The following is a 26288-nucleotide window of genomic DNA, read 5'->3' as shown; positions in this document are numbered from 1 at the left end:
GGTATCCGCCGGGCCGCGGGACGGGGTGCCTCAGTACCCCAGCCCGTGGCCCAGCGGATAGCGGCCGGGTACCGGGACGGGCAGGCGGCCGGCCGGCCGCCGGGCCCCCGTCAGCACCCGGGCCGCCGCCCGCATCTCCACGTCCGTCCACGTGTAGGTGGCCACCTCGGCCGCGCACGCGGGCAGCCGGGCCGGGTCGTACGGGTTGCGGACCGCCACCAGCACCACCGGGACGCCCGTCGCGACCAGGTCCGCCACCAGCGTCCGTTGCGGACTCTCCCCCTCGGGGACGTTGTACGTGCACACCAGCACCGCCGCGCAGCCCGGAGCGGCCGCCACCGCCCGGTCCGCGGGCAGGGCCTGCGCCCGGCAGCCCAGGGCCGTCAGCTCCCGCGCCAGGACCTGCGCGGGGGGTCCCGTCGTGCCCGTGGGGGAGGGCGGCTCGGCACCCGTCACCAGCAGCCGGGGCCCGGACGCAGCGTCCAGGGGCAGCAGCCCGCGCGGATTGGCCAGCAGGGTGGTCGTACCGGCGGCGATCGCGTCGGCCGCCTCGAGGTGCTCCCGGGTGCCCACGACCGCGTCCACCCGGGCCTCGTCCGCGTACGGGTCCTCGAACAGGCCCCGGCGGGCCTTGACCTCCAGGATCCGCAGCACCGACTCCTCGACCCGCGCCCGGGTCAGCTCGCCCGACTCGACCGCCGCCAGCACGCTGCGGTACGCCAGTCCCAGGTCGGGGGCGTTCAGCAGCTGGTCGCAGCCCGCCTTGAGGGCCAGCACCGGCACCCGGTCGTCCCCGTACTTCTGCCGGACCCCGGCCATGTCGAGGGCGTCGGTCACCACCACCCCCCGGAAGCCCAGGCGCTCGCGCAGGATGCCGGTCACGATCGGGTGCGAGAGGGTCGCCGGGTCCCCCGAGGGGTCGAGCGCGGGGAAGACGATGTGCGCGGTCATCACCACGTCCGCGCCCGCCTGAACGGCCGCCCGGAACGGCGGCTCGTCCAGCTCCTCCCACTGGGCCCGGCTGTGCCGCATCACCGGCAGCCCGACGTGGCTGTCGGTCTCGGTGTCCCCGTGGCCCGGGAAGTGCTTGGCCGTCGCGGCCACCCCCGCCCCCTGGTACCCGCGCACCTGGGCGGCCGCCAGCTCCGCCACCGCGTCCGGGTCGGAGCCGAAGGAGCGCACCCCGATCACCGGATTGGCCGGATTCACGTTGACGTCGGCCACCGGGGCGTAGTCCTGCCGGACGCCCAGCGCGGCCAGTTCGGCCCCCGCCAGCCGGGCCGCCCGGCGGGCGTCGGCCGCCGAGCCGCCCGCGCCGAGGGCCATCGCCCCCGGGAGCAGGGTCGCGGGCCGGCCGATCCGGGCGACGGCCCCGTGCTCCTGGTCGACGGAGAGCAGCAGCGGGATCCCGGCGCCCGAGCCGGCCGCGGCCCGCTGGAGGCCGTTGGACAGGGCGGCGATCTGGTGCGGGGAGCCGGTGTTGTGCGCCCAGGCGAAGTAGACGATCCCGCCGAGGTGGTAGCGGGCCACCAGTTCGGCGGCGGTACGCACCCCGAACTGGGCCTGGTTCAGGTCCGCGTCGGCCGGGTCGGGGTCGGTCGCCGAGTGCCCGTAGGCCCGGGACACGAACAGCTGGCCCACCAGCTCGGGCAGCCCCATCGAGGCCGTCAGTGCGCGCAGCCGCTCGCGGTCCGGGCGCCGGCCCGGCGGGGCATCGGGGGGACGAGGGTCGTCGGGCGTGCGGCGGGAGCCCACGGCGGAGGAGGCGGCACCGGCGGCCGTGGCGGCGGCCATGGCCGCGGCGGCGAGCAGGGCCCGGCGGGAGGCGTGGTACGGCACCCCCGGGACCCTACTCCCGGGCCGTGCCCCGCGTCCCCGGGACACTCGCCCCGTCCTGCGGAAGTCGGCCGGATACGTTCGGCCAGTGCTCCTGGAGGGTGCGGACGGTCTCGGTGATCGCCGGGCGGCGGGAGGCGCCCGTCCGCCACAGGGCGTACAACCGGCGTACGGGGACCGGCTCCAGGGGGACGGCCACCGCGCCGGGCGGCAGCGGCCCGGTGCCCAGCCGGGGCACCACCGCGATCCCGAGCCCGGCCGCGACCAGGGCGACGATGGTGTGGTTCTCCTCGGCCATGTGCGCGACGTCCGGCTCGAACCCGGCCGTGCGCAGGGTCCGCACCAGCCAGTCGTGGCAGACCCGTCCGGGCGGCTGGCACACCCACCGCTGCCCGCCGAGGTCCGACCGCCGCACCAGCCGCCGGGCGGTGAAGGGGTGCCCGGCCGGGACCACCAGGTCGCAGCGGTCGTCGCCGATCAGCGCCTGCTCCACGCCCTCGGGGGCGGGCAGCGGGGCGATGTCCCAGTCGTGGGCCACCGCCAGGTCGGTGACGCCCCGGGCCACCAGGTCCACCGAAAGGTGCGGGTCCACCTCCGTGAGGCGTACGTCCAGCGCCGGGTGGCGGGCCGCCAGGTCGGCCAGCACCCCGGGGAGCAGTCCGCGGGCCGCCGAGGCGAAGGCGGCCACCGTCAGCAGCCCGCTGGGGCGGCCGCGCCGTTCCTCCAGGGTGGTCTCGGCCCGCTCGACGATCGCGAGCAGCTCCTGGGCGGTCTCCGCCAGGTGGCGGGCCTCCTCGGTGAGGGCGACCCCGCGGCCGCGCCGCTCCAGGAGGGTGGTGCGGGTCTCCCGTTCGAGTTTGCCGATCTGCTGGGAGACGGCCGAGGGGGTGTAGCCGAGGGCGGCGGCCGCGGCAGCCACGGAGCCGTGGACGGAGACGGCGTGCAGGGCGCGCAGCCGGGGCAGGTCGAGCATCCCGCCATCGTAGGGGGTGTGGGGAGGACTCGTAAGGAATGCTTCATCCCTCCCGGAAGACATGCGCGCTGGTGCTACATGGTGGGGGCGTCGGATGCTCGGTCCATGCGTCCCGTACACACCGCTCTCGCCGTACTCGTCGCCGCCGTCTGGGGGTTCAACTTCGTCGTCATCCAGATCGGGCTCGGCCACTTCCCGCCGCTGCTGCTGTCAGCCCTGCGCTTCCTCGTCGCCGCGCTGCCGGCCGTGTTCTTCGTCGGGCGGCCCAAGGTCGCCTGGAAGTGGATCGCGGGGGTCGGGGTGGCCCTGGGCATCGCCAAGTTCGGGCTGCTGTTCACGGGCATGGCCGCCGGGATGCCGGCCGGGCTGTCCTCGCTGGTGCTCCAGATCCAGGCCGTGTTCACCGCCGTCCTCGCCGCCGCCGTGCTGCGCGAGCGGCCCGGGCCGGTGCGGCTGCTGGGCATGGCCGTGGCGCTGGCCGGGATCGCCGTCGCCGCCGTGGACACCGGACTGTCGGGTCCCGCGACCGGGTTCACGCTGGTCGTGGCGGCCGCCGCCTGCTGGGGCGTGTCCAACGTGCTCACCCGCAAGGCCGCCCCGCCCGACGCGCTGAACTTCATGGTGTGGGTGTGCACCGTCCCCGTGCTGCCGCTGCTGGGGCTCTCGCTGCTGCTGGAGGGGCCCGACCGGGACCTGGCCGCGCTGCGTTCCCTGGACTGGTCCGGGGCGGCCGTCATCGGCTACGTCGCCTGGGTGTCGACGGTGTTCGGCTTCGGGGCGTGGGGCTACCTGCTGCGCCGCTACCCGGCCTCCGCCGTGGCGCCGTTCTCGCTGCTGGTGCCGGTGTTCGGGATGTCCTCGGCCGCGCTGGTGCTGGGGGAGCCGGTCTCGGGGCCGCGCTGGCTGGCGGCGGCGCTGCTGGTCGGCGGGGTGGGGCTGACCTCACTGGCCCCGGCGGGCGGGAGGCGGGGGGCGGCGTCCGCCGCCGGGTCCCGTGCGGGCGGGGGCGCGGGCGGGGGCGGGGGCGTGGGTGCGGCCGGTGCGGTGGGTGCGGCCGGCGCCGTGGGTGCGGCCGGCGCCCGTCCCGTCGGCTGAGGGGCCCGCGGGGTGGGGGCGACCCCGTGCGGGGCCGCCCCCGCCGTCACTTCCTGCCGCCGCCGAGGATCTGGCCCAGCAGGTCGCCGAGGCCGCCGCCCTCCGCGGGGGCGGCGCCGGGGGCGGGTGCTCCGGCGGCGGGTGCCGCGCCCTTGTTCGCGGCGGCGCGCTTGGCGAAGACGGCCAGCAGGACCGGGATCAGCATCTCGATGACCCGGGAGACGGTCGGGGCGGGGATGCCCGTCTTCTTCGCCACCGCCTCGGCGACCGGCTTGCTCACCTTGCCCAGCACCCCGGCCATCATCCCGCCGCCGAGCAGCCCGCCGAGGCCGCCGCCGAGGGTGGCCACGCCCTGGAGCGGCGGCTGGGCCACCTCGGCGAAGGCCTGGCGGACCTCGTCGTCCCCGCCCTCGGCCTTCTCCTGGAGGCCGCCGGTCATCGCCCCGACGGTGTGCGCCACGGTCTCGCGGGCGCCGTCGGCGTCGGTGCCGATCAGGCCCGCGATCTCCTGGAGCCCGTCGTCGCCGAGTTCGTGGATCACGTCGTCCTGGATGGAAGATTCGCTCATGCCTGGAACGCTACGTGTGCACGGATTTATCGGCATCTCAGAGCAACTCGGACGGCACCCTCTGTAACGGAAAGGTAAAGCCGTGATTCCGGATGCAACCCTTCGGGCCGGGCGGGGGTCGTATGGTGCGTCGGGACTTCCGGGAGGGGATCTGGGGGGATCGGGAAGTCCGACGAGGGAGGGGTAACCGTGAGGGGGTCCGGCCGTGAGGCCGGACCCCCTTTCGTTCGTCCACAGGCCCGGCGGGCTGTCGGCGAGGGACGGTAGCTTTCGTGCCATGGCGAACGACGGGGTGGTGCAACGTGCGGTGGTCGAGGGGGTGCTGGAGCGCATCACCTACGCCAACGAGGAGAGCGGCTACACGGTCGCCCGGGTGGACACGGGCCGGGGCGCGGGCGACCTGCTGACCGTCGTGGGCTCGCTGCTGGGCGCCCAGCCCGGCGAGTCCCTGCGGATGGAGGGCCGCTGGGGTTCGCACCCGCAGTACGGCAGACAGTTCACCGTCGAGAACTACTCGACGGTCCTGCCCGCCACCATCCAGGGCATCCGGCGCTACCTCGGCTCCGGCCTGATCAAGGGCATCGGGCCGAGGATCGCCGACCGGATCGTGGAGCACTTCGGCCTCGACACCCTCGACGTCATCGAGGGCGAGCCCAAGCGGCTCGTCGAGGTGCCGGGCCTGGGCCCCAAGCGGACCAGGCTCATCGGCGCCGCCTGGGAGGAGCAGAAGGCCATCAAGGAGGTCATGGTCTTCCTCCAGGGCGTCGGCGTCTCCACCTCCATCGCCGTGCGCATCTACAAGAAGTACGGGGACGCCTCCATCTCGGTGGTGCGCAACCACCCCTACCGGCTCGCCGCCGACGTCTGGGGCATCGGCTTCCTGACCGCCGACCGCATCGCCCAGGCCGTCGGCATCCCGCACGACAGCCCCGAGCGGGTCAAGGCCGGGCTCCAGTACGCCCTCTCCCAGTCCGCCGACCAGGGCCACTGCTTTCTCCCCCAGGAGCGGCTCATCTCCGACGGGGTGAAGCTGCTCCAGGTGGACACGGGGCTGGTCATCGAGTGCCTGGCCGAGCTCGCCGCCGATCCGGAAGGGGTCGTGCGGGAGGCCGTGCCCGACCCCCAGGGCGGCCCCGATCCGCTCACGGCCGTCTACCTCGTCCCCTTCCACCGGGCCGAGCTGTCACTGGCGGGCCAGGTCCGCCGGCTGCTGGGCGCCGAGGAGGACCGGATGTCGGGCTTCCAGGACGTGGACTGGGAGAAGGCGCTCGGCTGGCTGGCCGAGCGGACCGGGGCCGCGCTCGCCCCCGAGCAGCGGGACGCGGTGCGGCTGGCGCTGACCCGCCGGGTCGCCGTCCTCACCGGCGGGCCGGGCTGCGGGAAGTCCTTCACCGTGCGCTCCATCGTGGAGCTGGCCCGGGCCAAGAAGGCCAAGGTGGTCCTCGCCGCCCCCACCGGCCGGGCGGCGAAGCGGCTCTCCGAGCTCACGGGGGCGGAGGCCTCCACCGTGCACCGGCTGCTCGAACTCAAACCCGGCGGGGACGCCGCCTACGACCGGGACCGGCCGCTGGACGCCGACCTGGTCGTGGTCGACGAGGCCTCGATGCTGGACCTGCTGCTCGCCAACAAGCTGGTCAAGGCGGTGGCCCCGGGGGCCCACCTGCTGCTGGTCGGCGACGTGGACCAGTTGCCCTCGGTCGGCGCGGGCGAGGTGCTGCGGGACCTGCTCGCCGAGGACGGGCCGGTGCCCGCCGTCCGGCTCACCCGGATCTTCCGGCAGGCCCAGCAGTCGGGCGTGGTCACCAACGCCCACCGCATCAACACCGGAGTACCGCCCGTCACCGACGGCCTGCCGGACTTCTTCCTCTTCCCGGAGGAGGACACCGAGGCGGCCGGGGTCCTCGCGGTGGACGTCGCGGCCCGCCGGATCCCCGCCCGGTTCGGGCTCGACCCGCGCCGCGACGTCCAGGTGCTGGCGCCCATGCACCGCGGCCCGGCCGGCGCGGGCCACCTCAACGGGCTGCTCCAGCAGGCGATCACCCCGGCCCGGCCGAACCTGGCGGAGAAGCGGTTCGGCGGCCGGGTCTTCCGGGTGGGTGACAAAGTCACCCAGATCAGGAACAACTATGAGAAGGGCGCCAATGGCGTCTTCAACGGCACGGTCGGTGTGGTGACCGCTATCGACCTGGACGAGCAGCGCTTGACGGTCCGTACGGAGGAGGACGAGGAGGTGGCCTACGAGTTCGCCGAGCTGGACGAGCTGGCGCACGCCTACGCCGTCACCATCCACCGCTCCCAGGGGAGTGAATATCCGGCGGTCGTGATCCCGGTCACGACAGGGGCTTGGATGATGCTCCAGCGGAACCTGCTCTACACCGCCGTGACCAGGGCGAAGAAGCTCGTCGTCCTCGTCGGGTCCCGCAAGGCCCTCGGACAGGCGGTCCGCACGGTTTCCGCAGGCAGGAGGTTCACGGCGGTCGCCGCCAGGCTCGCCGGACGGATACCGGTGGGAAACATCACCTAGATGATCGATCATTCGGGTTCCCACAGGCCCCGCGGGCAGGGCAGGATGTGGAGGTTGACGGCACTCAGTGCCGTCAAAAAGACCAAAGGCCGACCCCGAGTGCACTCTCCTGCGCCAAATGGGGGAAGGTAGAGGCAGTCAGGGCACCTCGAAGAAGAGGCACTACGTCGGTGAGGGATGACGTGAGCGACAACTCTGTAGTACTCCGGTACGCGGACGGCGAATACACCTACCCGGTGATCGACAGCACCGTCGGTGACCAGGGCTTCGACATCGCGAAGCTGAGGGCCCAGACCGGGCTCGTCACTCTGGACAGCGGCTACGGCAACACCGCGGCCTACAAGTCCGCGATTACCTACCTCGACGGTGAGCAGGGCATCCTGCGCTACCGCGGTTACCCGATCGAGCAGCTGGCGGAGCGCTCGACCTTCATCGAGGTCGCCTACCTTCTGATCAACGGTGAGCTGCCGACCGTCGACCAGCTCGCGTCGTTCCGCAACGAGATCACCCAGCACACGCTGCTGCACGAGGACGTCAAGCGGTTCTACGACGGCTTCCCGCGCGACGCCCACCCGATGGCCATGCTGTCCTCGGTCGTCAGCGCGCTGTCCACCTTCTACCAGGACAGCCACAACCCGTTCGACGAGAAGCAGCGCCACCTCTCGACGATCCGCCTGCTGGCCAAGCTCCCGACGATCGCGGCCTACGCGTACAAGAAGTCGGTCGGCCACCCGGTTGTCTACCCGCGTAACGACCTCGGTTACGTCGAGAACTTCCTGCGCATGACCTTCTCCGTGCCGGCCCAGGAGTACGAGCTCGACCCGGTCGTGGTCTCCGCGCTCGACAAGCTGCTCATCCTGCACGCGGACCACGAGCAGAACTGCTCGACCTCCACCGTGCGCCTGGTCGGCTCCTCGCAGGCGAACATGTTCGCCTCGATCTCCGCCGGCATCTCGGCCCTGTGGGGCCCGCTGCACGGAGGCGCCAACCAGTCCGTCCTGGAGATGCTCGAGGGCATCAAGAAGGACGGCGGCGACGTCGACGCCTTCATCCGCAAGGTGAAGAACAAGGAGGACGGCGTCCGCCTGATGGGCTTCGGGCACCGCGTCTACAAGAGCTTCGACCCCCGGGCGAAGATCATCAAGGCCGCGGCGCACGACGTCCTCTCGGCGCTCGGCAAGAGCGACGAGCTGCTGGACATCGCGCTCAAGCTGGAGGAGCACGCGCTCGCCGACGAGTACTTCGTCTCGCGCAACCTCTACCCGAACGTGGACTTCTACACGGGTCTGATCTACCGGGCCATGGGCTTCCCGACCGAGATGTTCACCGTGCTGTTCGCGCTCGGCCGCCTGCCCGGCTGGATCGCCCAGTGGCACGAGATGATCAAGGAGCCCGGCTCCCGCATCGGCCGCCCGCGCCAGATCTACACCGGCGAGGTCCTGCGCGACTTCGTCCCGGTCGAGGCCCGCTGAAGCTGAGCCCCCAGGGCCCGGAGACGCGAAAAGCGCCCCGCCGTCGATCCCCCCACGGGTCGACGGACGGGGCGCTTCCCTTTCCCCGGCAGCGGATTCCCCCCACGGGACCCGCGCCGGGGCGTCGGTGTGTTGCCGGGACCCGTTCGGGTCGGGAGGGCCGCTCAAAGCTTCCCGAGGGCACGCGTCCCGGCCGGCGAATGCCGCGGACGTCCCCCAAGACCTCCGTGAAACATCCCCCAAGATGTTTCTGGCATCGCCCCATTAGACCCGGGACGACCCCGGATGGTTACGTTGCCATCACTGTGATCTGCGTCTCCAGTGAAGGATGTGTGGAGGCCGCGCGGAGGAGATCCTTCCGCGGGGCCTACCGGAACGAGCGCAGCCGCAGGCTGTTGGTCACCACGAAGACCGAGGAGAAGGCCATCGCGGCCCCCGCGATCATCGGGTTGAGCAGGCCGGCCGCCGCCAGCGGCAGCGCCGCCACGTTGTAGCCGAAGGCCCAGAACAGGTTGCCCTTGATGGTGGCCAGGGTCCGGCGCGAGAGCCGGATGGCGTCGGCCGCCACCCGCAGGTCACCCCGGACCAGGGTCAGGTCGCCGGCCTCGATGGCGGCGTCGGTGCCCGTGCCCATGGCCAGGCCCAGGTCGGCCCGGGCGAGGGCGGCCGCGTCGTTGACCCCGTCGCCGACCATGGCGACGGTGCGGCCCTCGGCCTGGAGCCGGCGGACCACGTCCACCTTGTCCTGCGGGAGCACCTCGGCGATCACCTCGTCGATGCCGACCTCGCGGGCCACCGTCTCGGCCACCGCCCTGTTGTCCCCGGTCAGCAGGACCGGGGTCAGCCCGAGCGCCCGCAGCCGGGCCACGGCTTCGGCGCTGGTCGGCTTCACGGCGTCGGCGACGGTCAGCACCCCGCGGGCCTCCCCGTCCCAGGCGACCAGCACCGCCGTGCTGCCGCGGGCCTCGGCGGCGGCCGCCGCCCGGGCGAGGCCGGCGGGCAGGGCGATGTCCCGTTCGGCCAGCAGCCGTTCGCGCCCCACCAGGACGGAGCGGCCCTCGACCACGCCCCGGACGCCCAGTCCGGCGAGGCTCTCGAAGGACGCGGCGGCCGGCAGTCCGCCCGCCGCCTCGGCCGCCTCGGCGGCTCCGGCGGCGACGGCCCGGGCGATCGGGTGCTCTGAGGCGTGCTCCAGGGCTCCGGCGAGCCGCAGCAGGTCCTTCTCGTCCACCCCGTCGGCGGGGTGCACCCCGGAGAGGGTCATCCGGCCGGTGGTCACCGTTCCGGTCTTGTCCAGCACGACGGTGTCGACCCGGCGGGTGGACTCCAGCACCTCCGGGCCCTTGATCAGGATGCCGAGCTGGGCGCCCCGCCCGGTGCCGACCAGCAGGGCGGTCGGAGTGGCCAGGCCCAGGGCGCAGGGGCAGGCGATGATCAGGACGGCCACGGCGGCGGTGAAGGCGGCGGTGGCGTCGTCGGTGATCAGCAGCCAGACCACCCAGGTGCCGAGCGCGAGCAGCAGCACGACGGGCACGAAGACCGCGGAGATCCGGTCGGCGAGCCGCTGCACCTCGGCCTTGCCGTTCTGCGCCTCCTCCACCAGGGCGGCCATCCGGGCGAGCTGGGTGTCCGCCCCGACCCGGGTGGCCTCCACGACGAGCCGGCCGGAGGCGTTGACGGTGGCCCCGGTGACGGCGTCCCCGACGGTGACGTCCACCGGCAGGGACTCGCCGGTCAGCATCGAGGCGTCCACGGCGGAGGACCCCTCGACCACCCTGCCATCGGTGGCGATCTTCTCCCCGGGCCGGACCACGAACCGGTCGCCCGCGACGAGGGAGCCCACCGGGATCCGGACCTCCCGGCCGCCCCGGAGCACGGTCACGTCCTTGGCACCCAGTTCCAGCAGGGCCCGCAGGGCCGCGCCGGCCTTCCGCTTGGAGCGGGCCTCCAGGTACCGGCCGAGCAGGATGAAGGTGACGACGCCCGCCGCGACCTCCAGGTAGAGGGCGGAGGAGCCGTCGGCGCGACCGGCGGTCAGGTCGAAGCCGTGCCGCATGCCGGTCATGCCGGCGTGCCCGAAGAACAGGGCCCACAGGGACCAGGCGTAGGCGGCCAGCGTGCCGACCGACACCAGGGTGTCCATGGTCGCGGCCCCGTGCCGGGCGTTGGTCCAGGCGGCCCGGTGGAAGGGCAGGGCGCCCCAGACCGCGACGGGGGAGGCCAGGGTGAGGCAGAGCCACTGCCAGTTGTCGAACTGCAGGGCGGGCACCATCGAGAGCAGGACGACGGGCAGGGCCAGGGTGGCGGACACCAGCAGCCGCTGCCGCAGCGCGTCGAGCGCGGGGTCGGCCTCGGCCCGGGGGGCCGGGCCGAGGGCGGACTCGGGCCCGGGCTCGGGCTCCGGCGGCGGGGGCTCCTCGGCCGTGTACCCGGTCCTGACCACCGTGGCGATCAGGTCGGCCACCTCGACGCCGCCGCCGTAGGAGACGCGGGCCTTCTCGGTGGCGTAGTTGACCGTGGCGCTGACCCCGTCCATCCGGTTCAGCTTCTTCTCGATGCGGGCCGCGCAGGAGGCGCAGGTCATTCCGCCGATGGCCAGCTCGACCTCGGTTATGGGCCCCTCGTGCACTGTGCTGCTGCTCATGTCCCGCTCCGGGGGAAGGGCCGGGCCGCACGGTCCAGTCGGGGGCTGGCGGGTACGGCCCGGCGGGGTGCTGCGGAAAAGAGGGGGGCTCAGACCTGGCCGGCGAGCTCGTAGCCGGCCTCGTCCACGGCGGCGCGCACATCGGCCTCGGCGAGCGGGGCGGCGGACACCACGGTGACCTCACCGGTGGAGGCGACGGCCTTGACGGAGGTGACGCCCGGCAGGGCGGTCAGCTCGGCGGTCACGGCGCCCTCGCAGTGCCCGCAGGTCATTCCGGTGACCTTGTACACGGTTTCCGTCACGGCGGTCATGTCGTTCTCCTATCAGGGGGTGTCTCTCTCTACCGAGACTATACCCCTAGGGGGTATTGAGCGGGCATCCGGTGGCCACCGGTGCGTCGACGAGGTCAAGGGTGACACCCTCGGCCGCCCGGCGGGAGCCCGGCGTCCTGGTGAGGGGCGGCGGGGGCGGGGCGGGGCCCGCCCCGGTGCCGCCGGCCGCCGCCGGGATCAGTCCTCGCGCCGTCCCCGGTTGCCGGGGCGGCGGGCCACCCAGGCCCGGATCGTGTCGGCGTACCAGTACGGCTTGCCGCCCTCCACGTGGTCGGGGGCGGGGAGCAGGCCGTGCTTCCGGTAGGAGCGCACGGTGTCAGGTTGCACCCGGATATGGGCGGCGATCTCCTTGTAGGACCACAGCTGCCGGTCGCTCATCCACGACACCTCCTCGTCCACGCCCCGGGGCCGGCCGGGAGGCCGTCGGGGGAGCCGGCGCGCGGACACTGACGATCACTCGCTTTGTGCCCGGAGAACGACGCGTCGTGGGGGCGGGGGAGGGGCTGTGGACCGCCTGTGACGGAAAACCCGCGTAATCCGGATATGTGTGACACGGGTGCGACTCCTGTGACGGACGCGGCACAGGAGCCGCCCGGTGAATCCGGGACACGAGCCGTGGCTCAGCGGTAGAGCTCCGGCCGCTCCACCAGCCGCACCTCGGCCCGTACGCCGCTGCGCGCGGCCGCCAGCCCCGCTTCCGAGACGGCCGCGGCCGCGTATCCGTCCCAGGCGTCCGGGCCGTCCACCCGCCCCCGCGCCGCCGCCGCCACCCACCGCCGCACCTGGCGGTCGTAGGCGTCGGCGAACCGCACCGTGTAGTCCTGGGCGATCTCCCCGCCCCACCGGCCACCCGACTGGACCACCATCGCGTGGCCGTCGCCGATGGACGCGGTGCCGGACTCCCCGACCGCCTCGCACCGCACCTGGTAGCCGAACCCGCAGTTGACGAAGATCTCCACGTCCACGACCACCCCGCCCGAGGTCTCCAGCAGCACCAGGCGCGGATCGCCCAGCCCCTCGGGCGCGGCCGAGGACGGCCGCGGCGCCAGCACGGTCACGGCCGTGACCTCCTGGCCCAGCAGCCAGCGGGCCGCGTCCACCTCGTGCACCACCGAGTCGGCGATCAGCATGTCGCCGGTGAAGAAGGACGGGGAGGAGGCGTTGCGGTGGCGGCAGTGCAGGAAGAGCGGCCGGCCGATCCCGCCCGCGTCCAGCAGCTCCTTGAGCCGCTCGTACTCGGCGTCGAACCGCCGCATGAACCCCACCTGCACCAGCCGCCGGCCCAGCCGCCGCTCCGCCTCCAGCACCCGCAGCGCCCCCTCCGGATCCGGGGTCAGCGGCTTCTCGCAGAGCACCGGCAGCTCCAGCTCCAGGGCGTGCAGAATCGCTTCCTCATGGGCGGGGCCGGGCGAGGCGATCAGTACCGCGTCCACCCCCGGGGCCGCCATCGCCGCCGCCGGATCCGTGAACGCCGCCGCGCCGCCCGCCCCCGCCGCGACCGCCTTGACCCGTTCCGCGTCCGGATCGGCGACGGCCACCACCCGCGCCCCGCCCACCGTGTCGCCGATGCGCCTGACGTGGTCGGCGCCCATCTTCCCGGTGCCGATGACGGCGATCCCGAGCGTGTTCATCGTCCTTCCCCTTCTTCTTCCAGGAACTGCCAGGATCAGCGGGCGCCGCAGGAGCGCAGGTAGGCGCGGGTGCGCCGGGCGATCGGCAGCGGACGGTCCGGCGGACACGGGTACATGTCCTGCTCCACGATCGCGAACAGCTCCACCCCGAGCCGCTGCGCCGCCGCCAGCACCGGCTCCAGCGCGGGCACCCCCGACGGCGGCTCGCACATCACCCCGCGCTCCACCGCCGGCCCGAACGGCACCCCGTCCGCCACCACCTCGGCGAGGATCCGCGGGTCCACCTGCTTGAGGTGCAGGTAGCCGATCCGTTCGCCGAAGGTCTCGATCGCCTCGACGCTGTCCCCGCCGCAGTAGGCGTAGTGCCCCGTGTCCAGGCACAGGGACACCAGCTCCGGATCGGTGGCGTCCAGGAACCGGGCCACGTTCTCCGGGGTGTCCACATGGGTGTCCGCGTGCGGGTGGACCACGATCCGCAGCCCGTACCGCTCCCGCACCTCCCGGCCCAGCCGCTCGGTCTGGGAGGTCAGTTCACGCCATTGGGCGGGCGTGAGCACCGGATCCTCCAGCATTCCGCCGGTCTTGTCGTCGCGCCAGAAGGAGGGGATCACCACGAGGTGCTCCGCGCCCATGTCCCGGGTCAGCGCGGCGATCCGCGACACGTGCGCCCAGGTCTCCTCCCAGACGGCGCGGCCGTGATGGAGTCCGGTGAACACCGTTCCGGCGGACACCCGCAGGCCCCGCTTCGCGGTCTCGTCGGCGAGCCGGGCCGGATCGGTGGGCAGGTAGCCGTAGGGGCCGAGCTCGATCCACTCGTACCCGGCACCGGACACCTCGTCGAGGAACCGGTCCCAGGGGACCTGGAGCGGATCCTCCGGGAACCAGACACCCCAGGAGTCCGGAGCCGAACCGACACGGATACGGGTCAACGCGGGCGGGGAGGAGGTCATGACGGCCACCTTAGGGTGCGAGGTCCGAGGGGAAAGGGAGGACGAGTGCGAGTGGGAGGAGTGCCCGACGTGACCACGGGGGACGCAGGGGACGCAGGGGGCGGGACCGGGGACGGGCCCGCGTACGACCTCATCACGATGGGGCGGATCGGGGTGGATCTCTACCCGCTGAAGACCGGCGTACCGCTCGCGGAGGCCGACACCTTCGGGAGGTTCCTCGGTGGATCCCCGGCCAACGTCGCCGTCGCCGCGGCCCGCCTCGGCCGGCGCACGGCCATGATCAGCCGGACCGGTGCGGACCCCTTCGGGGCGTATCTGCGCGGCGAACTGCGGCAGTTCGGGGTCGACGACCGGTGGGTGGGCGAGGTCGCGCGGTACCCGACGCCGATCACCTTCTGCGAGGTCTTCCCGCCGGACCGCTTCCCGCTCTACTTCTACCGGCTCCCGAAGGCGCCCGACCTGGAGATCGAGCCGGACGCGATCGACCGCGAAGCGGTGCGGGCGGCGCGGGTGTTCTGGATGACCGGCACGGGACTCAGCGCCGAGCCGAGCCGCGCCGCGACCCTGGCCGCGCTGGAGGCCCGCTCGAAGTCCGGGACGACCGTCTTCGACCTCGACTGGAGGCCGATGCTGTGGCACGACGGCCCGCCGGAGCCCTGGTACGAGCGGGCGCTCGCCCTGGCGACGGTGGCGGTGGGGAACGCGGAGGAGTGCGAGGTCGCCACCGGCGAGCGCGAACCGTACGCGGCCGCGCGGGCGCTGCTGGAGGCCGGGGTGGAGCTGGCGGTGGTCAAGCGGGGCCCGGAGGGGGTGCTGGCCGTCCACCGCGACGGCACGGCGGTGGAGGTGCCGCCGGTGCCGGTGACGGTGGTCAACGGCCTGGGCGCCGGCGACGCGTTCGGCGGGGCCCTGTGCCACGGGCTGCTGGCGGGGTGGCCGCTGGAACGGGTCCTGCGGTACGCGAACGCGGCGGGGGCGATCGTGGCCTCGCGGCTGGCTTGTTCGGCGGCGATGCCGTTTCCGTACGAGGTGGAGGAGGTGCTGGGTCGTGCCGGTGCGGTCTGAGACGGGGATGGAGTGGACGAGGCTGCGGGTCCTCGACCTCGCGCCCGGGGAGGCGTACGGGCACACCTGCGGCGACGCCGAATGGATCGTCCTCCCGCTGACCGGCGCCTGCGAGGTCCACTGCGCGGGCGCTGCCGCGGGCGACGGAGCGGCTGCGCCACATCCAGCCCCGCCGGCGTTTGAGGCGCTGGGGGCACCCCCAGCGGTAGCTGGGGGAGGGTCCGGGGGCGGAGCCCCCGAAGGGGTCCGGGGCGGAGCCCCGGTTTTGGGAAGGGGCGGGGTGGGGGAAGGCCCCGCAGGGACGTTCCGGCTGGGCGGGCGCGCCTCGGTGTTCGACGGGCCGACCGACTTCGCCTACCTCCCCCGGGACGGCTACGCCGACATCACCTCCGCCGGAGGCGGCCGGTTCGCGCTGGTCGGGGCGCGCTGCGAGCGCCGCCTGGAGCCCCGCTACGGCCCCGCCGAAGCCGTACCCGTCGAGCTCCGCGGCGCCGCCCAATGCTCCCGCCAGGTGCACAACTTCGCCGCCGCCGCCGCCGGCGCCTTCGACTGCGACCGGCTCATCGCCGTCGAGGTGCTCACCCCCGGCGGCAACTGGTCCTCGTACCCGCCCCACAAGCACGACGAGCACCACCCGGGCGAGGAATCCCGCCTGGAGGAGATCTACTTCTACGAGATCGCCCCGCACGACGGCACCCCCGGCGTCGGCTACCAGCGCGTGACCCCCTCGCCCGCCGGGAAGACCGACGTGCTCGCCGAGGTCCGCTCGGGTGACGTCGTCCTCATCCCCGACGGCTGGCACGGCCCGTCCATCGCGGCGCCCGGCCACGACATGTACTACCTGAACGTGATGGCCGGCCCGGACGCGAAGCGCGAGTGGCTGATCCGCGACCATCCCGACCACGCCTGGATTCGCGGGACGTGGGCGGGGCAGGAAGTCGATCCCCGGCTCCCGCTGAACCGGCCCGCACCCCCCGCCCCCCGACCCGAGGAGGAGACCCCGTGACCGCGCCGCGCAGCGTCCGGCTGACCACGGCCCAGGCGCTCGTACGCTTCCTGAGCCGCCAGTACACCGAGCGCGACGGCCGCCGGCAGCGGCTGATCGCCGCCACCTGGGGGATCTTCGGGCACGGCAACGTCGCCGGCATCGGGCAGGCCCTGCTGGAGAGCGGGCCCGGGGCCATGCCGTTCCTCCAGGGGCGCAACGAACAGGCCATGGTGCACGCCGCCGTCGGCTACTCCCGCCAGTGCGGCCGGCTCTCGGCGCACGCCGTGACCACCTCCATCGGGCCCGGCGCCACCAACCTCGTGACCGGCGCCGCCCTCGCCACCGTCAACCGGATCCCCGTGCTCCTGCTGCCCGGGGACACCTTCGCCACCCGGCCCGCCGACCCGGTGCTCCAGCAGCTGGAGGTCCCCTACGCGGGCGACCTCTCCGTCAACGACACCCTGCGGCCGGTCTCCCGCTACTTCGACCGGATCACCCGGCCCGAGGCCCTGGTCCCGGCGGCCCTCCAGGCGATGCGGGTGCTCACCGACCCCGTGCAGGCCGGCGCCGTCACCCTCGCGCTGCCGCAGGACGTGCAGGCGGAGGCGTACGACTGGCCCGAGGAGTTCTTCGCGGAGCGGGTGTGGCACGTGCGCCGCCCCCGGCCGGACACCGGCGAGCTGCGGGCCGCCGCCGAGGCGGTACGGGCGGCCCGGCGGCCCCTGCTGATCGCCGGCGGCGGCATCCGGCACAGCGGGGCCGAGGAGGCGTTGCGGGCCTTCGCCGAGGCCACCGGCATCCCCGTCGCAGCCACCCAGGCGGGCAAGGGCGCCCTGCGCCACGACCACCCGGCCGAGGTGGGCGCCGTCGGGCACACCGGCACCGCCACCGCCGACGACCTGGCCCGCGCCGCCGACCTGGTCATCGCGGCCGGGACCCGGCTCACCGACTTCACCACCGCCTCCTCCACCCTCTTCCAGGACCCGGCCGTCCGCTTCCTCGGCCTCAACCTCGACCCGTACGACGCCCACAAACAGGCCGCCCTCCCGCTGGTCGCGGACGCCCGCGAGGGCCTGGACGCCCTGCGCGCGGAGCTGGCCGGCCACCGCGTGGACCCCGCGTACGAGCGGACGTACCGGCAGGCGAAGGGCTACTGGGAGGCCCTGGTCGACCAGGCCTTCCACGCCCCCGACGAGGACGCCGTCCCCACCCAGGCGCAGGTGCTCGGCGCCCTGGACGCCCTCGTCGACGACACCGACGTGCTCGTCAACGCGGCCGGCTCGCTCCCGGGCGACCTGCACCGGCTCTGGCGGGCCCGTTCCGCGGACCAGTACCACGTGGAGTACGGGTACTCCTGCATGGGCTACGAGATCCCCGGCGCCCTCGGGGTGGCCCTGGCTGCCCCCGGCCGGCCGGTGTGGGCGCTCGTCGGGGACGGCTCGTACCTGATGAACCCGACCGAGCTCGTCACCGCCGTCCAGGAGGGCGTCCCGCTCAAGGTGGTCGTCCTCGACAACCACGGCTACGCCTCCATCGGCGGGCTCTCGGGCGCGGTCGGCGGCGAGGGCTTCGGCACGGCCTACCGCTTCAGGGGGCCGGACGGCGGCTACACCGGGGACCCCCTTCCGGTGGACCTCGCGGCCAACGCCGCCTCCCTCGGGATGGCCGTGATCCGTACCCGCACCATCGGTGACCTGCGAAAAGCCCTGGCCGAGGCGCGCGGGTCCGACCGTCCCACATGTGTCTACGCACAGACCCGAACACCCGACACTGTGTCGGGCCCACCCCCGGCACAGGCGTGGTGGGATGTTCCCGTGGCCGAGACCGCGACCCGTGCGTCGGCGGCCCAGGCCCGCGAAGAGTACGACCGGCAAGCCGCGCAGCGACGTCGCCATCTGTGAAGGAGCAAGCATGAAGACCGTCAACCACTGGATCGGTGGCAAGACCGTCGAGGGCGCGTCGGGCAACTACGGCCCGGTCACCGACCCGGCCACCGGCGAGGTCACCACGCAGGTCGCCCTGGCCTCCGCCGCCGAGGTGGATGCCGCGGTGCAGGTCGCCAAGGAGGCCTTCCTCTCCTGGGGCCAGTCCTCGCTGGCCGCCCGCACCAAGGTGCTGTTCGCCTACCGCGCCCTGCTGGACGCCAACCGCGACGCGATCGCCGAGCTGATCACCGCCGAGCACGGCAAGGTGCACTCCGACGCGCTGGGCGAGGTCGCGCGCGGCCTGGAGATCGTCGAGCTGGCCTGCGGGATCACCACGCAGCTCAAGGGCGAGCTGTCCACGTCCGTCTCCAACCGCGTGGACGTGGCCGCCATCCGCCAGCCGCTCGGAGTGGTCGCGGGCATCACCCCGTTCAACTTCCCGGCGATGGTGCCGATGTGGATGTTCCCGCTGGCCGTCGCCTGCGGCAACACCTTCATCCTCAAGCCGAGCGAGAAGGACCCGTCGGCCGCCAACAAGCTGGCCGAGCTGGCCACGGAGGCCGGTCTGCCGGCGGGCGTGCTGAACGTCGTCCACGGTGACAAGGTCGCCGTCGACGCCCTGCTCTCCCACCCGGACATCTCCGCCGTGTCGTTCGTCGGCTCCACGCCGATCGCCCGCCACATCCACACCACCGCCTCCGCCAACGGCAAGCGCGTCCAGGCCCTGGGCGGCGCCAAGAACCACATGCTGGTGCTGCCGGACGCCGACCTCGACGCCGCCGCCGACGCGGCCGTCTCCGCGGCCTACGGCTCGGCGGGCGAGCGCTGCATGGCCATCTCGGCGGTCGTCGCCGTCGGCGCCATCGGCGACGCCCTCGTGGAGAAGATCCGCGAGCGCGCCGAGAAGATCAAGATCGGTCCCGGCAACGACCCGGCGTCCGAGATGGGCCCGCTGATCACCGCCGCCCACCGCGACAAGGTCGCCTCCTACGTCAAGGGCGCCGCCGACCAGGGCGCCGAGGTCGTCCTGGACGGCACCGGTTACACCGTCGAGGGCCACGAGAACGGCCACTGGATCGGCCTGTCGCTCCTGGACCACGTCAAGACCGACTCCGACGCCTACCGCGACGAGATCTTCGGCCCGGTGCTGTGCGTGCTGCGCGCCGACACCTACGCGGAGGGCGTGGCCCTCATCAACGCCTCGCCGTTCGGCAACGGAACCGCGATCTTCACCCGGGACGGCGGCGCGGCCCGCCGCTTCCAGCTGGAGGTCCAGGCGGGCATGGTCGGCGTCAACGTGCCGATCCCGGTGCCGGTGGGCTACCACTCCTTCGGCGGCTGGAAGGACTCGCTCTTCGGCGACCACCACGTCTACGGCAACGACGGCGTCCACTTCTACACCCGCGGCAAGGTCGTCACCACCCGCTGGCCCGACCCGTCCGAGGACCACGCGGGCGTCGACCTGGGCTTCCCCCGCAACCACTGACGCCCCCTGAACAGCAGGCACCCCCGGCCAACCCTCACCGGCCGGGGGTTCCTGCCGTCTCCCGCCCGGCGGGTTCCGGCTCGGGGAGGGAGGATCGGCGGCGGCGCAGTACCAGGAGGGCGAGGGCGGTTCCGGCCAGGAGGAGGAGCGCGCCCGCCGCGGGCCAGGGCACGGCGAGGAAGTCCGTTCCGGCCTCGGAGCGCACGTCCGGGTAGGCGGCGGCGCTCGCCGTCACCTTGACGGCCACCCGGTCCAACTGGGGGGAGTCCGGCCAGGGTTCGGTCAGGACGATCCGCTGGCCCGGCAGCAGCGCGGGCTGCGGCGTGCGGGCGGGCCGGTCGAGCAGCCGGCGCCCGAACAGGCCCCGCGCGGACACCGTCACCTTCGGCTCGACCACCACGTTGCCCCGGTTGACCAGGGTGTAGGTGACGGTGGCCCGGGCGGCCTTGGTCCAGGGCAGCAGCGGAGCGCCCCGGCTGACCACCACGTCCTCCACGCTCAGGGCCGGGGTCAGCGGCCCGGGCACCCTCAGGTACAGCCGCGCGCCCACCTGGCGCCGCACCCCGACCTGGACCTTGCCCTCCTTCGTGATCCCCTCGACGGCCGTGTTCAGCGCGACGATCCCGCCCACGTGGTCGCCCGGGGTCGCGTACTGCGGCACCTTGAGGGTGAACGGGAAGTCCTTGCGGCCCTTGGGCGGGACGGTGACCGTGCCCGCCGCCTCGGGCGGCAGCACGATCCACGTTCCGACGTCCTTGGGCCGGGTCTCCGCGGGCAGCAGGGCGAAGGCCCCGCCCGAGGGCGTGTTCATGGCGTCGGTGGCGAAGACCCGGAAGGTCAGTTCCTTGTCGGAGGAGTTCAGGATCGTCACGCTGTCGCCGATCGAGGTCCCGGCGGCGCCCTGGTGGAAGAAGTACGCCCGGTCGGTCATCGCCGCCCCGGCCGGGGGCGTCGGGAACACGCCCCAGGTGCCGTTGTCCGCGGCCGCGGCGGGGACGGCGGGGAGCAGCAGCAGTGCGCACAGGCCGAGCAGGAGGGTGCGCAGGACGGTCGTGCGCAGGCGCATGGGCGGTCTTCTCCAGGGTCGCGGCGGGAAAGCGGGAGGGTGGTGGGGGGGGGGGGGGGGGGCCCCCCCCGGGGCGGGGGGGGGGGGGGGGGGGGGGGGGGGGGGGGGGCGCCCCCCCCCCCCCCCCCCACCACCGGGGTCCGTCCGGGCGGGACGGTCAGGCGATCGAGAAGGTCACGACCGACTGGTAGGTGTCGGCGAACATGAAGGGCGGCAGCTGGAGCATCGCCGCGCCGCCCACGGCGAACTCGCCGCCGGTCAGCTCGTCACCGCCGGCCGCCTGCGAGGCGACCTTCATCGGGGTCTCGGTGATCGCGCCCGGAGTGCCCGCGGTGCAGGTGCTGGGGCTGTCGGGGTTGGTCACCGTGCAGGACGGCTGGATGCCGAGCTGCGCCTTGGCCATGGCGTGGCCGGTCGTCTGGTTCAGGAACGGCGTACGGGTCGCCGTGACGTCCCAGCCGAGGGTGCCGCCGCGGAAGTCCTGGACGGTCGCGGCGTTGAACGCGCCGAACACCGACTGGGCCTTGCCGTTGATGGTCACCGAGCCGAAGCTGACGGCGGGCTGGCCGTCCTTCGGGCCGAGGGCCAGCGGTCCGGGCAGCACCTCGACGTCCACCGGGTTCTTGACGCCGGCCTGCTCCTCGACGAACACGAAGGGCTTGGCCGGCGGCACCGAGCCGTCGATCTTGACGGCGTCGGCCTTCTTGGTGACGGTGATGTTGCAGGTGGCGGCGCCGGAGGCGTCCGCGGTGCCGGTGCCGGTGTCACCGGTGGCGGCGCCCGCGAGGAGGGCGGAGCAGGTCACCGGGCCGGCCGGGAAGTTGGCGCCGGTGGCGACGACGGCCGTGCCCGCCTTGCCGCTGTTGGGCGTCAGCTTGGTGGTGACGGGGTCCTTGGGGAGGGCCTCGACGGCGACGGAGCCGACGGAGGCGCTGGGGCGCGGGTCGGGGGTGCAGGTGGTGGTGTAGACGGTGCCGCCGAGGTCGGCGTCGGTGACCACCTGGTCGATGGTGATCTGGACGGTGGTGCCCTCGCTGCCGTCCGGGATCTTGATCGTGCCGGAGAAGGCGGGCGGGTCGGACTTCTTGTTGGCTTCCTGGTGGCTGGGGACGGCGGGGCTGGTGACCGTCTGGGCGACCCCGCCGACGAGCAGCTTCGCCTTGATGGTGTTGACCGTGTCGATGGTGAACATCGGGATGACCGGGGTCTCGCCCGGGTCGATGGTGATCGGTACGGTCTCACCCGCCTTGGCGGTGTCCGGCACCGTGATCGTGTAGTCCTGGTTGCCGTTCGCGCCCGGCTGCGGGGCGGGGGCGACGCACTTCACGGGGACGGGAGTGGTCTTGGTCGCGGCCTGCGCCGGCCCGGTCAGGGCCACGACGCCGCCCGTCAGGGCCAGGGACAGCGCGCCCGCCCCGGCCAGCACTCTTCGCTTGAGCGTTCTCGAACTCACTGGGTCGCGACTCCTTCGTCATGACGAACCCTCCCCCCACCCGCTGTGTGGGGGAGGCCGAGCCGGTGCGGATGGCCGTCATTGACGCGTCGCGGTGCAGAGAAGTCAATGGATTGCCCGGGTGCGAAGCACACAGACATTGATGTCCCATCAGGCCTGGTGGGACCGGACGTCGGATACCGACCGGTCGGTGACCGGCGGTCGGGGCTCAGGCGCCCTTGGGCACCTGGAGGAGCAGGTTCGGGGTGCCGGCGGGCAGGCCCGTGATCAGGTCCGGGGCGGCGTCGCGGAGCAGGGCCGCGCGGACCTGCTCGGGGGAGCGGACCGTGCCGCCGGCCAGGAGCAGCGCGGCGGCGCCCGCGACGTGCGGGGCGGCCATGGAGGTGCCGGTGGCCCGGGCGAGGGCGGTCGTGGACCCCTTCCAGGCGGAGACGACGGCCACGCCCGGAGCCGAGAGGTCCACGCACGGGCCGTGGTTGGAGAAGGTGGGGTGGTGGTCCCCGGCGTCGGTGGCGGCGACCGTGAGGGCCTGCGGGACGCCGGAGGGGGAGCCCAGGCAGGCGTCGCGGCCCTCGTTGCCGGCGGCCACGGTGACGGTGATCCCGTAGGCGGCGGCGCGGATGACGGCGGCGTCCATGGAGTGGCTGCGGGAGCCGCCCAGGCTCATGTTGGCGACGGCGGGACGCAGCGGGAGGCCCCCGCGCAAGGCGTCCTTCACCATCCAGTCGAGGCCGCGCAGGATGTGCGACAGCCGCGCGTCGCCCCGGCAGTCGGCCACCTTCACCCCGACGAGGGAGACCCCCTTCGCGACCCCGTACGTGGCGCCGCCGACGGTGGCCGCGACGTGCGTGCCGTGGCCGTTGCAGTCGGCGGAGCCCTCCAGCCACAGCGCGTTGTAGCCGGTCCGGGCGCGGCCGGCGAACTCCTGGTGGAGGGTGTTGATCCCGGTGTCGACCACGTAGACCGTGACGCCCTCGCCGGTCGCGGGGTAGGCGTACGAGCCGTCGAGGGGCAGCGCGCGCTGGTCGAGCCGGTCGAGGTGCCAGGGCGCCTGTGCCTGGCTCCCGGGGGCGGCGGTGGGCCGCTCCGGGGAGCGGCCGGCACGGTCGGCCGGGTCGGAGATCCGGTACACCGCGTCCGGTTCGACGGAGGCCACCCGGGGGTCGGCGGCGAGCGCGGCGGCGCGGGCCGCGGTGGTGGTCACGGCGAACCCGCTGACGGCGGTGTCGTAGACCGCGTCCACCCGGTCGCCCGCCTTCGTCGCCTCGGCGGCCAGGGCACGGGCCGGGGCGCGGGTGGCGGCCTCCTTGAGGACGACGACGTAGGGCGCGGTGGGCGTATCGGCGCCGGCGGCGTGCGCGGCGGGCGGCGGGGGCAGCACGGTGGCCGCCGCCAGCAGGGCGGCGGCCGGGAGGAACGCGGTCATCACGGTCATGCGCCCGATGCTCGGCCCGCCCGGCCGCCCCCGCGCGGAGGGTGCGCCGACTGGCCCCACGACACGCCACCGCGCCGGGCGCGCCGGGCTGGACACCCCCTAGGGAGCGAGCTTCCAACCGCGCATCACGAACGCGCCCTCGTCCTCGCCGCCCGCCGCGCGGTACGTGGCAAGGGCGGCCTCGTTGTCCGTGTCGACCCCCACCCACATGCCGTGGCAGCCGCGGGCCCGGGCCTCTTCGGCGAGGGCGAGGCTCAGGGCGCGGCCGATGCCCCGGCGGCGGTGTCCCTCGTCCACCGAGAGTTCGTACAGACACATCTCGGTGCCCTTGTCGGGGTGGGTCATCTCGACGCCGGAAACCATGCCGACGGGCACGCCGTCGACGTAGGCGATGAGCATCAGGTGGCCGGAGGAGTCGAGGAAGCGGCGTGACCACTCCTCGCGGGCAGGACCGTCGAAAAGGCCCTCGGCGGCACTGAGTTCGGCGATGGTGCCGGCACGGCGGATCTCCATGACGGCCAGCGTAGGGCGCGACGGACCCTGATCACACCCGGATTCGCCCGTCCGACCGCCGCCCGCCCGTCAGGCCGTGCGCAGGGCCAGGGCGGCGGCGTAGGCGGGGGGCGCCGGGAGGTCGCGCAGGGTCCAGCCCGGCACCCGGGCGGGGGTGGGGGCCGCGCCCACGTAGGGCTCGACCAGACCGTTGGCCAGGCCCGCCCCGGTGGCCTTGAGGCAGGCCTCCTTGCGGGACCACACCCGGGCCAGCGCCACCCGCCGCCCGTCCTCCGGCAGGTCGCCGATCTCGGCCACCTCCGCCGGGTGCAGGCTGCTCAGGACGTCGGCCACCGCCGCCGCACCGGGCAGCGCCTCCACGTCCACGCCCACCGGCACCGCCGCGAAGGCCAGGTACGCCAGCCCGCGGCTGTGGGACAGGGAGAAGTGCACCCCGCCCCCGGCCACCGCGGGCCGGCCGTGCGGGCCGCCGCAGTTCGGGCAGTCCTCACGGACCAGCCGGACCTCCTCAGGGGCCGTCCCCAGGTACGAGCCGAGCAGCACCCGCAGCCCCAGGTGCGAGGCCAGGTAGGTGCGCCGGTCGTCGGCCCGCACCAGACGGCCCGCCCGCTTCCGCTCGTCGGCGTCCAGCAGCGCCTCGGCCCCTTCGGCCTCGTGGCCGCCGATCACCCCGCGCGTGGTGTCCAGCGACCACACCGCCACTGCGGAACCCCTCGGGAGGTCCCCGGTCCGCGGTGCCGCACCGCCGAGTTGGTTCAGTTCCTCGATCACCTCACGAGAGTAGTAGGGGCGGTTGACGTCCCGGTTAGCCTCGTGTCCGAGATCACCGTGGACGACTCGGGGGGGAAACACACCGTGCGCAATGCCGTCGTGACGCCGGAAGGCGACCGGATCCGCTGGGTCGAACTCCCGGGAGAGGGGCCGGCCCGCGTCTACCTGCACGGCCTCGGCGCCACCGCCCCCGCCTACTTCGCGGCCGGCGCCGTCCACCCGGCGCTGGCCGGGCGGCGCTCGCTGCTGCTCGACTTCCTCGGGCACGGGCACAGCGACCGGCCCGAGGCCTTCCCGTACACCCTGGAGGCGCACGCCGACACCGTGGCGCAGGCGCTCACCGCCGCCGGCGTCGACGGGGCCGAGGTGGTCGCCCACAGCATGGGCGGCGCGGTGGCCATCGTGCTGGCCGCCCGGCACCCGGACCTGGTCTCCCGCCTCGTCCTGGTCGACGCCAACCTGGACCCCCTCCCGCCCACCCCGGGCACGGCCGGGAGCAGCGGGATCGCCTCCTACACGGAGGAGGAGTTCCTGGCCGGCGGCTGGGCCGAGGTCCGCGACCGGGTAGGCGCCCACTGGTGGTCGACCATGCGGCTGGCCGGCCGCACCGGCCTGTACCGCAGCGCCGTCCACCTCGCCGCGGGCACTACGCCCACCATGCGCGAGCTCCTGCTGGACCTGAAGGTCCCGCGCACCTTCCTCCACCCGGAGGCGGACGGAGCCCCCGCCGGGACCGAGGCCCTGGAGGCCGCCGGGGTCGCGGTCGTGCCTGTCCCCGACTGCGGGCACAACATCATGCTGGACAACCCCGAGGGCTTCGCACGGGCCGCGGCCGAGGCCCTCGCACGGGACTGACCCCTCAGCGGCGCACGGCCGGAACGGCCCCGGGGCCGGGGGCGGCCGGCGTGCCCTCCGGTATTCGGGAGCCCGGGGAGGGCGTTCCGTCGGTCCAGGCGTAGACCTTCTTGCCGCGCACCGACACCTGGTACTGGTAGTGGTCGCGGCACTCGGGCCGCGCTTCGGCCCGGACGTCGCGCGGCCACCAGCGGGCGCCCAGCCGGGGGCCGCCCGTCTTCTTCGGGGGCTCCGCGGCGCACTGCGGTCCGTCGAGGGGCGTCTTCCCCAGGGTGAACCGGATGAGCCGGGCCTTGCCGTCGGCGCGGGCCTGGATCCGTATGTCCGTGGCGTCCTTGGGCATCCAGCTGGGCGGAGCGAGGGCGCGGTCGCCGCGGGTGTGCGCCTCGGCGGCGCCGGCGGTCGCGAAGTGCCGGCCCTTCTCCTTGAAGAACCGGTCGTTGAGGGCGTTGGTGAGCGGGTTGGGCGGGAGGTTGGGCAGCGCGAAGGCCGCGGTGGCGAGGGCTCCCACGATGGCTGCGGCGATGACGAGCGGACGACGGTTCATACCGACAAGTGTTCGTGGCGGAAGCCGTCCGCGCGTCCCTCCCCGGTATCAACCTCGGCTCTGCCGGAAGTCGCATACGGACTCATACCTGAGAGTGGTGCGGTGCCGGCCGAGGCCGACCCGCTGCGGGCAGCAACGCCCGGGCCCGGGCCGCGTTAT

General features: G+C 74.0%; 22 protein-coding genes. 8 read left to right on the top strand and 14 right to left on the bottom strand.

All coding sequences use genetic code 11. The features are described 5' to 3' along the window. Positions 1-30: 30 nt before the first annotated feature. Positions 31-1794: a glycoside hydrolase family 3 protein gene (locus ACFY0O_RS15485; RefSeq protein ID WP_388947275.1), complete on the bottom strand. Its 1764-nt coding sequence runs from the start codon at positions 1792-1794 to the stop codon at positions 31-33. A 55-nt stretch (positions 1795-1849) separates the two neighbouring features. Continuing rightward, the gene (locus ACFY0O_RS15480) at positions 1850-2809 is read right to left on the bottom strand and encodes a LysR substrate-binding domain-containing protein (protein WP_388947173.1); all 960 of its coding nucleotides are present in this window, start codon (positions 2807-2809) and stop codon (positions 1850-1852) included. Positions 2810-2914: 105 nt separating this feature from the next. On the opposite strand from ACFY0O_RS15480, the gene ACFY0O_RS15475 reads away from it, so the two are divergent. Next, positions 2915-3904, top strand: coding sequence for an EamA family transporter (locus tag ACFY0O_RS15475; protein ID WP_388947171.1), 990 nt, complete (start codon positions 2915-2917; stop codon positions 3902-3904). A gap of 46 nt (positions 3905-3950) precedes the next feature. On the opposite strand, the gene ACFY0O_RS15470 is transcribed toward ACFY0O_RS15475, so the two are convergent. Then, complete coding sequence (locus ACFY0O_RS15470) at positions 3951-4472, bottom strand: DUF937 domain-containing protein (RefSeq protein ID WP_388947169.1); 522 nt, start codon at positions 4470-4472, stop codon at positions 3951-3953. Between the two features lie 277 nt (positions 4473-4749). Here ACFY0O_RS15470 and ACFY0O_RS15465 point away from each other — a divergent pair, with 277 nt between their 5' ends. Together ACFY0O_RS15465 and ACFY0O_RS15460 are read left to right on the top strand one after the other, a co-directional pair. Further along, entirely contained in the window at positions 4750-6996 is a 2247-nt protein-coding gene (locus ACFY0O_RS15465; RefSeq protein WP_388947167.1) for an ATP-dependent RecD-like DNA helicase, read from the top strand. A 182-nt stretch (positions 6997-7178) separates the two neighbouring features. Then, entirely contained in the window at positions 7179-8468 is a 1290-nt protein-coding gene (locus tag ACFY0O_RS15460; RefSeq protein ID WP_358896179.1) for a citrate synthase, read from the top strand. A gap of 367 nt (positions 8469-8835) precedes the next feature. Here ACFY0O_RS15460 and ACFY0O_RS15455 read toward each other — a convergent pair whose 3' ends face one another. From ACFY0O_RS15455 to ACFY0O_RS15435, 5 genes are all read right to left on the bottom strand, one after another. Further along, entirely contained in the window at positions 8836-11112 is a 2277-nt protein-coding gene (locus ACFY0O_RS15455) for a heavy metal translocating P-type ATPase (RefSeq protein WP_388947165.1), read from the bottom strand. Positions 11113-11201: 89 nt separating this feature from the next. Continuing rightward, a complete protein-coding gene (locus tag ACFY0O_RS15450) occupies positions 11202-11423 on the bottom strand; it encodes a heavy-metal-associated domain-containing protein (protein ID WP_388947163.1) in 222 nt (73 codons plus the stop codon). Positions 11424-11621: 198 nt separating this feature from the next. Continuing rightward, positions 11622-11822, bottom strand: a complete 201-nt coding sequence (locus tag ACFY0O_RS15445) for an AlpA family transcriptional regulator (RefSeq protein ID WP_053674774.1) — start codon at positions 11820-11822, stop codon at positions 11622-11624. Positions 11823-12064: 242 nt separating this feature from the next. Continuing rightward, positions 12065-13075 (bottom strand): Gfo/Idh/MocA family protein, encoded by a 1011-nt coding sequence (locus tag ACFY0O_RS15440; RefSeq protein WP_388947160.1) that lies wholly within the window; start codon positions 13073-13075, stop codon positions 12065-12067. Between the two features lie 35 nt (positions 13076-13110). Next, positions 13111-14025 (bottom strand): sugar phosphate isomerase/epimerase, encoded by a 915-nt coding sequence (locus ACFY0O_RS15435; RefSeq protein WP_358896184.1) that lies wholly within the window; start codon positions 14023-14025, stop codon positions 13111-13113. A 138-nt stretch (positions 14026-14163) separates the two neighbouring features. Between ACFY0O_RS15435 and iolC the strand changes: the two genes are divergently transcribed. From iolC to ACFY0O_RS15415, 4 genes are read left to right on the top strand one after another with little or no spacing between them, the layout of a single operon-like run. Beyond that, entirely contained in the window at positions 14164-15090 is a 927-nt protein-coding gene (iolC, locus tag ACFY0O_RS15430; RefSeq protein ID WP_388947274.1) for a 5-dehydro-2-deoxygluconokinase, read from the top strand. Between the two features lie 7 nt (positions 15091-15097). Continuing rightward, positions 15098-16096, top strand: coding sequence for a 5-deoxy-glucuronate isomerase (gene iolB, locus ACFY0O_RS15425; RefSeq protein ID WP_388947273.1), 999 nt, complete (start codon positions 15098-15100; stop codon positions 16094-16096). Further along, positions 16093-17979, top strand: coding sequence for a 3D-(3,5/4)-trihydroxycyclohexane-1,2-dione acylhydrolase (decyclizing) (gene iolD, locus ACFY0O_RS15420; protein ID WP_388947158.1), 1887 nt, complete (start codon positions 16093-16095; stop codon positions 17977-17979). The genes iolB and iolD overlap by 4 nt, the downstream gene beginning before the upstream one ends. Before the next feature lie 10 nt (positions 17980-17989). Continuing rightward, positions 17990-19489, top strand: a complete 1500-nt coding sequence (locus ACFY0O_RS15415) for a CoA-acylating methylmalonate-semialdehyde dehydrogenase (protein ID WP_388947156.1) — start codon at positions 17990-17992, stop codon at positions 19487-19489. Between the two features lie 34 nt (positions 19490-19523). On the opposite strand, the gene ACFY0O_RS15410 is transcribed toward ACFY0O_RS15415, so the two are convergent. The 5 genes from ACFY0O_RS15410 to ACFY0O_RS15390 all read right to left on the bottom strand — a co-directional run bounded on the left by ACFY0O_RS15410 (position 19524) and on the right by ACFY0O_RS15390 (position 24727). Further along, positions 19524-20555 carry a WxL protein peptidoglycan domain-containing protein gene (locus ACFY0O_RS15410; protein ID WP_388947154.1) on the bottom strand — a complete coding sequence of 344 codons (1032 nt, stop codon included), beginning with the start codon at positions 20553-20555 and terminating at the stop codon, positions 19524-19526. A gap of 157 nt (positions 20556-20712) precedes the next feature. Beyond that, the gene (locus ACFY0O_RS15405; RefSeq protein ID WP_388947152.1) at positions 20713-22008 is read right to left on the bottom strand and encodes a hypothetical protein; all 1296 of its coding nucleotides are present in this window, start codon (positions 22006-22008) and stop codon (positions 20713-20715) included. 208 nt (positions 22009-22216) lie between these two features. Then, positions 22217-23443 carry a S8 family peptidase gene (locus ACFY0O_RS15400; RefSeq protein ID WP_388947150.1) on the bottom strand — a complete coding sequence of 409 codons (1227 nt, stop codon included), beginning with the start codon at positions 23441-23443 and terminating at the stop codon, positions 22217-22219. Between the two features lie 99 nt (positions 23444-23542). Continuing rightward, the gene (locus ACFY0O_RS15395) at positions 23543-23956 is read right to left on the bottom strand and encodes a GNAT family N-acetyltransferase (RefSeq protein ID WP_388947148.1); all 414 of its coding nucleotides are present in this window, start codon (positions 23954-23956) and stop codon (positions 23543-23545) included. Positions 23957-24025: 69 nt separating this feature from the next. After that, positions 24026-24727, bottom strand: coding sequence for a 4'-phosphopantetheinyl transferase family protein (locus tag ACFY0O_RS15390; protein WP_388947146.1), 702 nt, complete (start codon positions 24725-24727; stop codon positions 24026-24028). Positions 24728-24811: 84 nt separating this feature from the next. On the opposite strand from ACFY0O_RS15390, the gene ACFY0O_RS15385 reads away from it, so the two are divergent. Beyond that, on the top strand, positions 24812-25582 hold the full coding sequence (locus tag ACFY0O_RS15385) for an alpha/beta fold hydrolase (protein WP_388947144.1): 771 nt from the start codon (positions 24812-24814) through the stop codon (positions 25580-25582). Positions 25583-25586: 4 nt separating this feature from the next. Here the strand turns inward: ACFY0O_RS15385 and ACFY0O_RS15380 are convergent, their stop codons facing one another. Beyond that, complete coding sequence (locus ACFY0O_RS15380) at positions 25587-26129, bottom strand: hypothetical protein (protein ID WP_388947142.1); 543 nt, start codon at positions 26127-26129, stop codon at positions 25587-25589. Positions 26130-26288 lie beyond the last annotated feature (159 nt).

This window comes from Streptomyces sp. NPDC001594, assembly GCF_042893675.1.
In the GTDB taxonomy this organism is placed as follows: domain Bacteria; phylum Actinomycetota; class Actinomycetes; order Streptomycetales; family Streptomycetaceae; genus Streptomyces.
Note: the sequence above shows the minus strand (reverse complement) of the source record. Positions and strands in the feature narration are given on the sequence as shown.

What these genes read in the sequence shown, in the direction of transcription:
- ACFY0O_RS15485 (WP_388947275.1), bottom strand. Translation starts at nt 1,794, where the DNA reads ATGGCCGCCGCCACGGCCGCCGGTGCCGCCTCCTCCGCCGTGGGCTCC.
- ACFY0O_RS15480 (WP_388947173.1), bottom strand. Translation starts at nt 2,809, where the DNA reads ATGCTCGACCTGCCCCGGCTGCGCGCCCTGCACGCCGTCTCCGTCCAC.
- ACFY0O_RS15475 (WP_388947171.1), top strand. Translation starts at nt 2,915, where the DNA reads ATGCGTCCCGTACACACCGCTCTCGCCGTACTCGTCGCCGCCGTCTGG.
- ACFY0O_RS15470 (WP_388947169.1), bottom strand. Translation starts at nt 4,472, where the DNA reads ATGAGCGAATCTTCCATCCAGGACGACGTGATCCACGAACTCGGCGAC.
- ACFY0O_RS15465 (WP_388947167.1), top strand. Translation starts at nt 4,750, where the DNA reads ATGGCGAACGACGGGGTGGTGCAACGTGCGGTGGTCGAGGGGGTGCTG.
- ACFY0O_RS15455 (WP_388947165.1), bottom strand. Translation starts at nt 11,112, where the DNA reads ATGAGCAGCAGCACAGTGCACGAGGGGCCCATAACCGAGGTCGAGCTG.
- ACFY0O_RS15450 (WP_388947163.1), bottom strand. Translation starts at nt 11,423, where the DNA reads ATGACCGCCGTGACGGAAACCGTGTACAAGGTCACCGGAATGACCTGC.
- ACFY0O_RS15445 (WP_053674774.1), bottom strand. Translation starts at nt 11,822, where the DNA reads ATGAGCGACCGGCAGCTGTGGTCCTACAAGGAGATCGCCGCCCATATC.
- ACFY0O_RS15440 (WP_388947160.1), bottom strand. Translation starts at nt 13,075, where the DNA reads ATGAACACGCTCGGGATCGCCGTCATCGGCACCGGGAAGATGGGCGCC.
- ACFY0O_RS15435 (WP_358896184.1), bottom strand. Translation starts at nt 14,025, where the DNA reads ATGACCTCCTCCCCGCCCGCGTTGACCCGTATCCGTGTCGGTTCGGCT.
- iolC (WP_388947274.1), top strand. Translation starts at nt 14,164, where the DNA reads ATGGGGCGGATCGGGGTGGATCTCTACCCGCTGAAGACCGGCGTACCG.
- iolB (WP_388947273.1), top strand. Translation starts at nt 15,098, where the DNA reads ATGGAGTGGACGAGGCTGCGGGTCCTCGACCTCGCGCCCGGGGAGGCG.
- ACFY0O_RS15415 (WP_388947156.1), top strand. Translation starts at nt 17,990, where the DNA reads ATGAAGACCGTCAACCACTGGATCGGTGGCAAGACCGTCGAGGGCGCG.
- ACFY0O_RS15410 (WP_388947154.1), bottom strand. Translation starts at nt 20,555, where the DNA reads ATGCGCCTGCGCACGACCGTCCTGCGCACCCTCCTGCTCGGCCTGTGC.
- ACFY0O_RS15400 (WP_388947150.1), bottom strand. Translation starts at nt 23,443, where the DNA reads ATGACCGTGATGACCGCGTTCCTCCCGGCCGCCGCCCTGCTGGCGGCG.
- ACFY0O_RS15395 (WP_388947148.1), bottom strand. Translation starts at nt 23,956, where the DNA reads ATGGAGATCCGCCGTGCCGGCACCATCGCCGAACTCAGTGCCGCCGAG.
- ACFY0O_RS15380 (WP_388947142.1), bottom strand. Translation starts at nt 26,129, where the DNA reads ATGAACCGTCGTCCGCTCGTCATCGCCGCAGCCATCGTGGGAGCCCTC.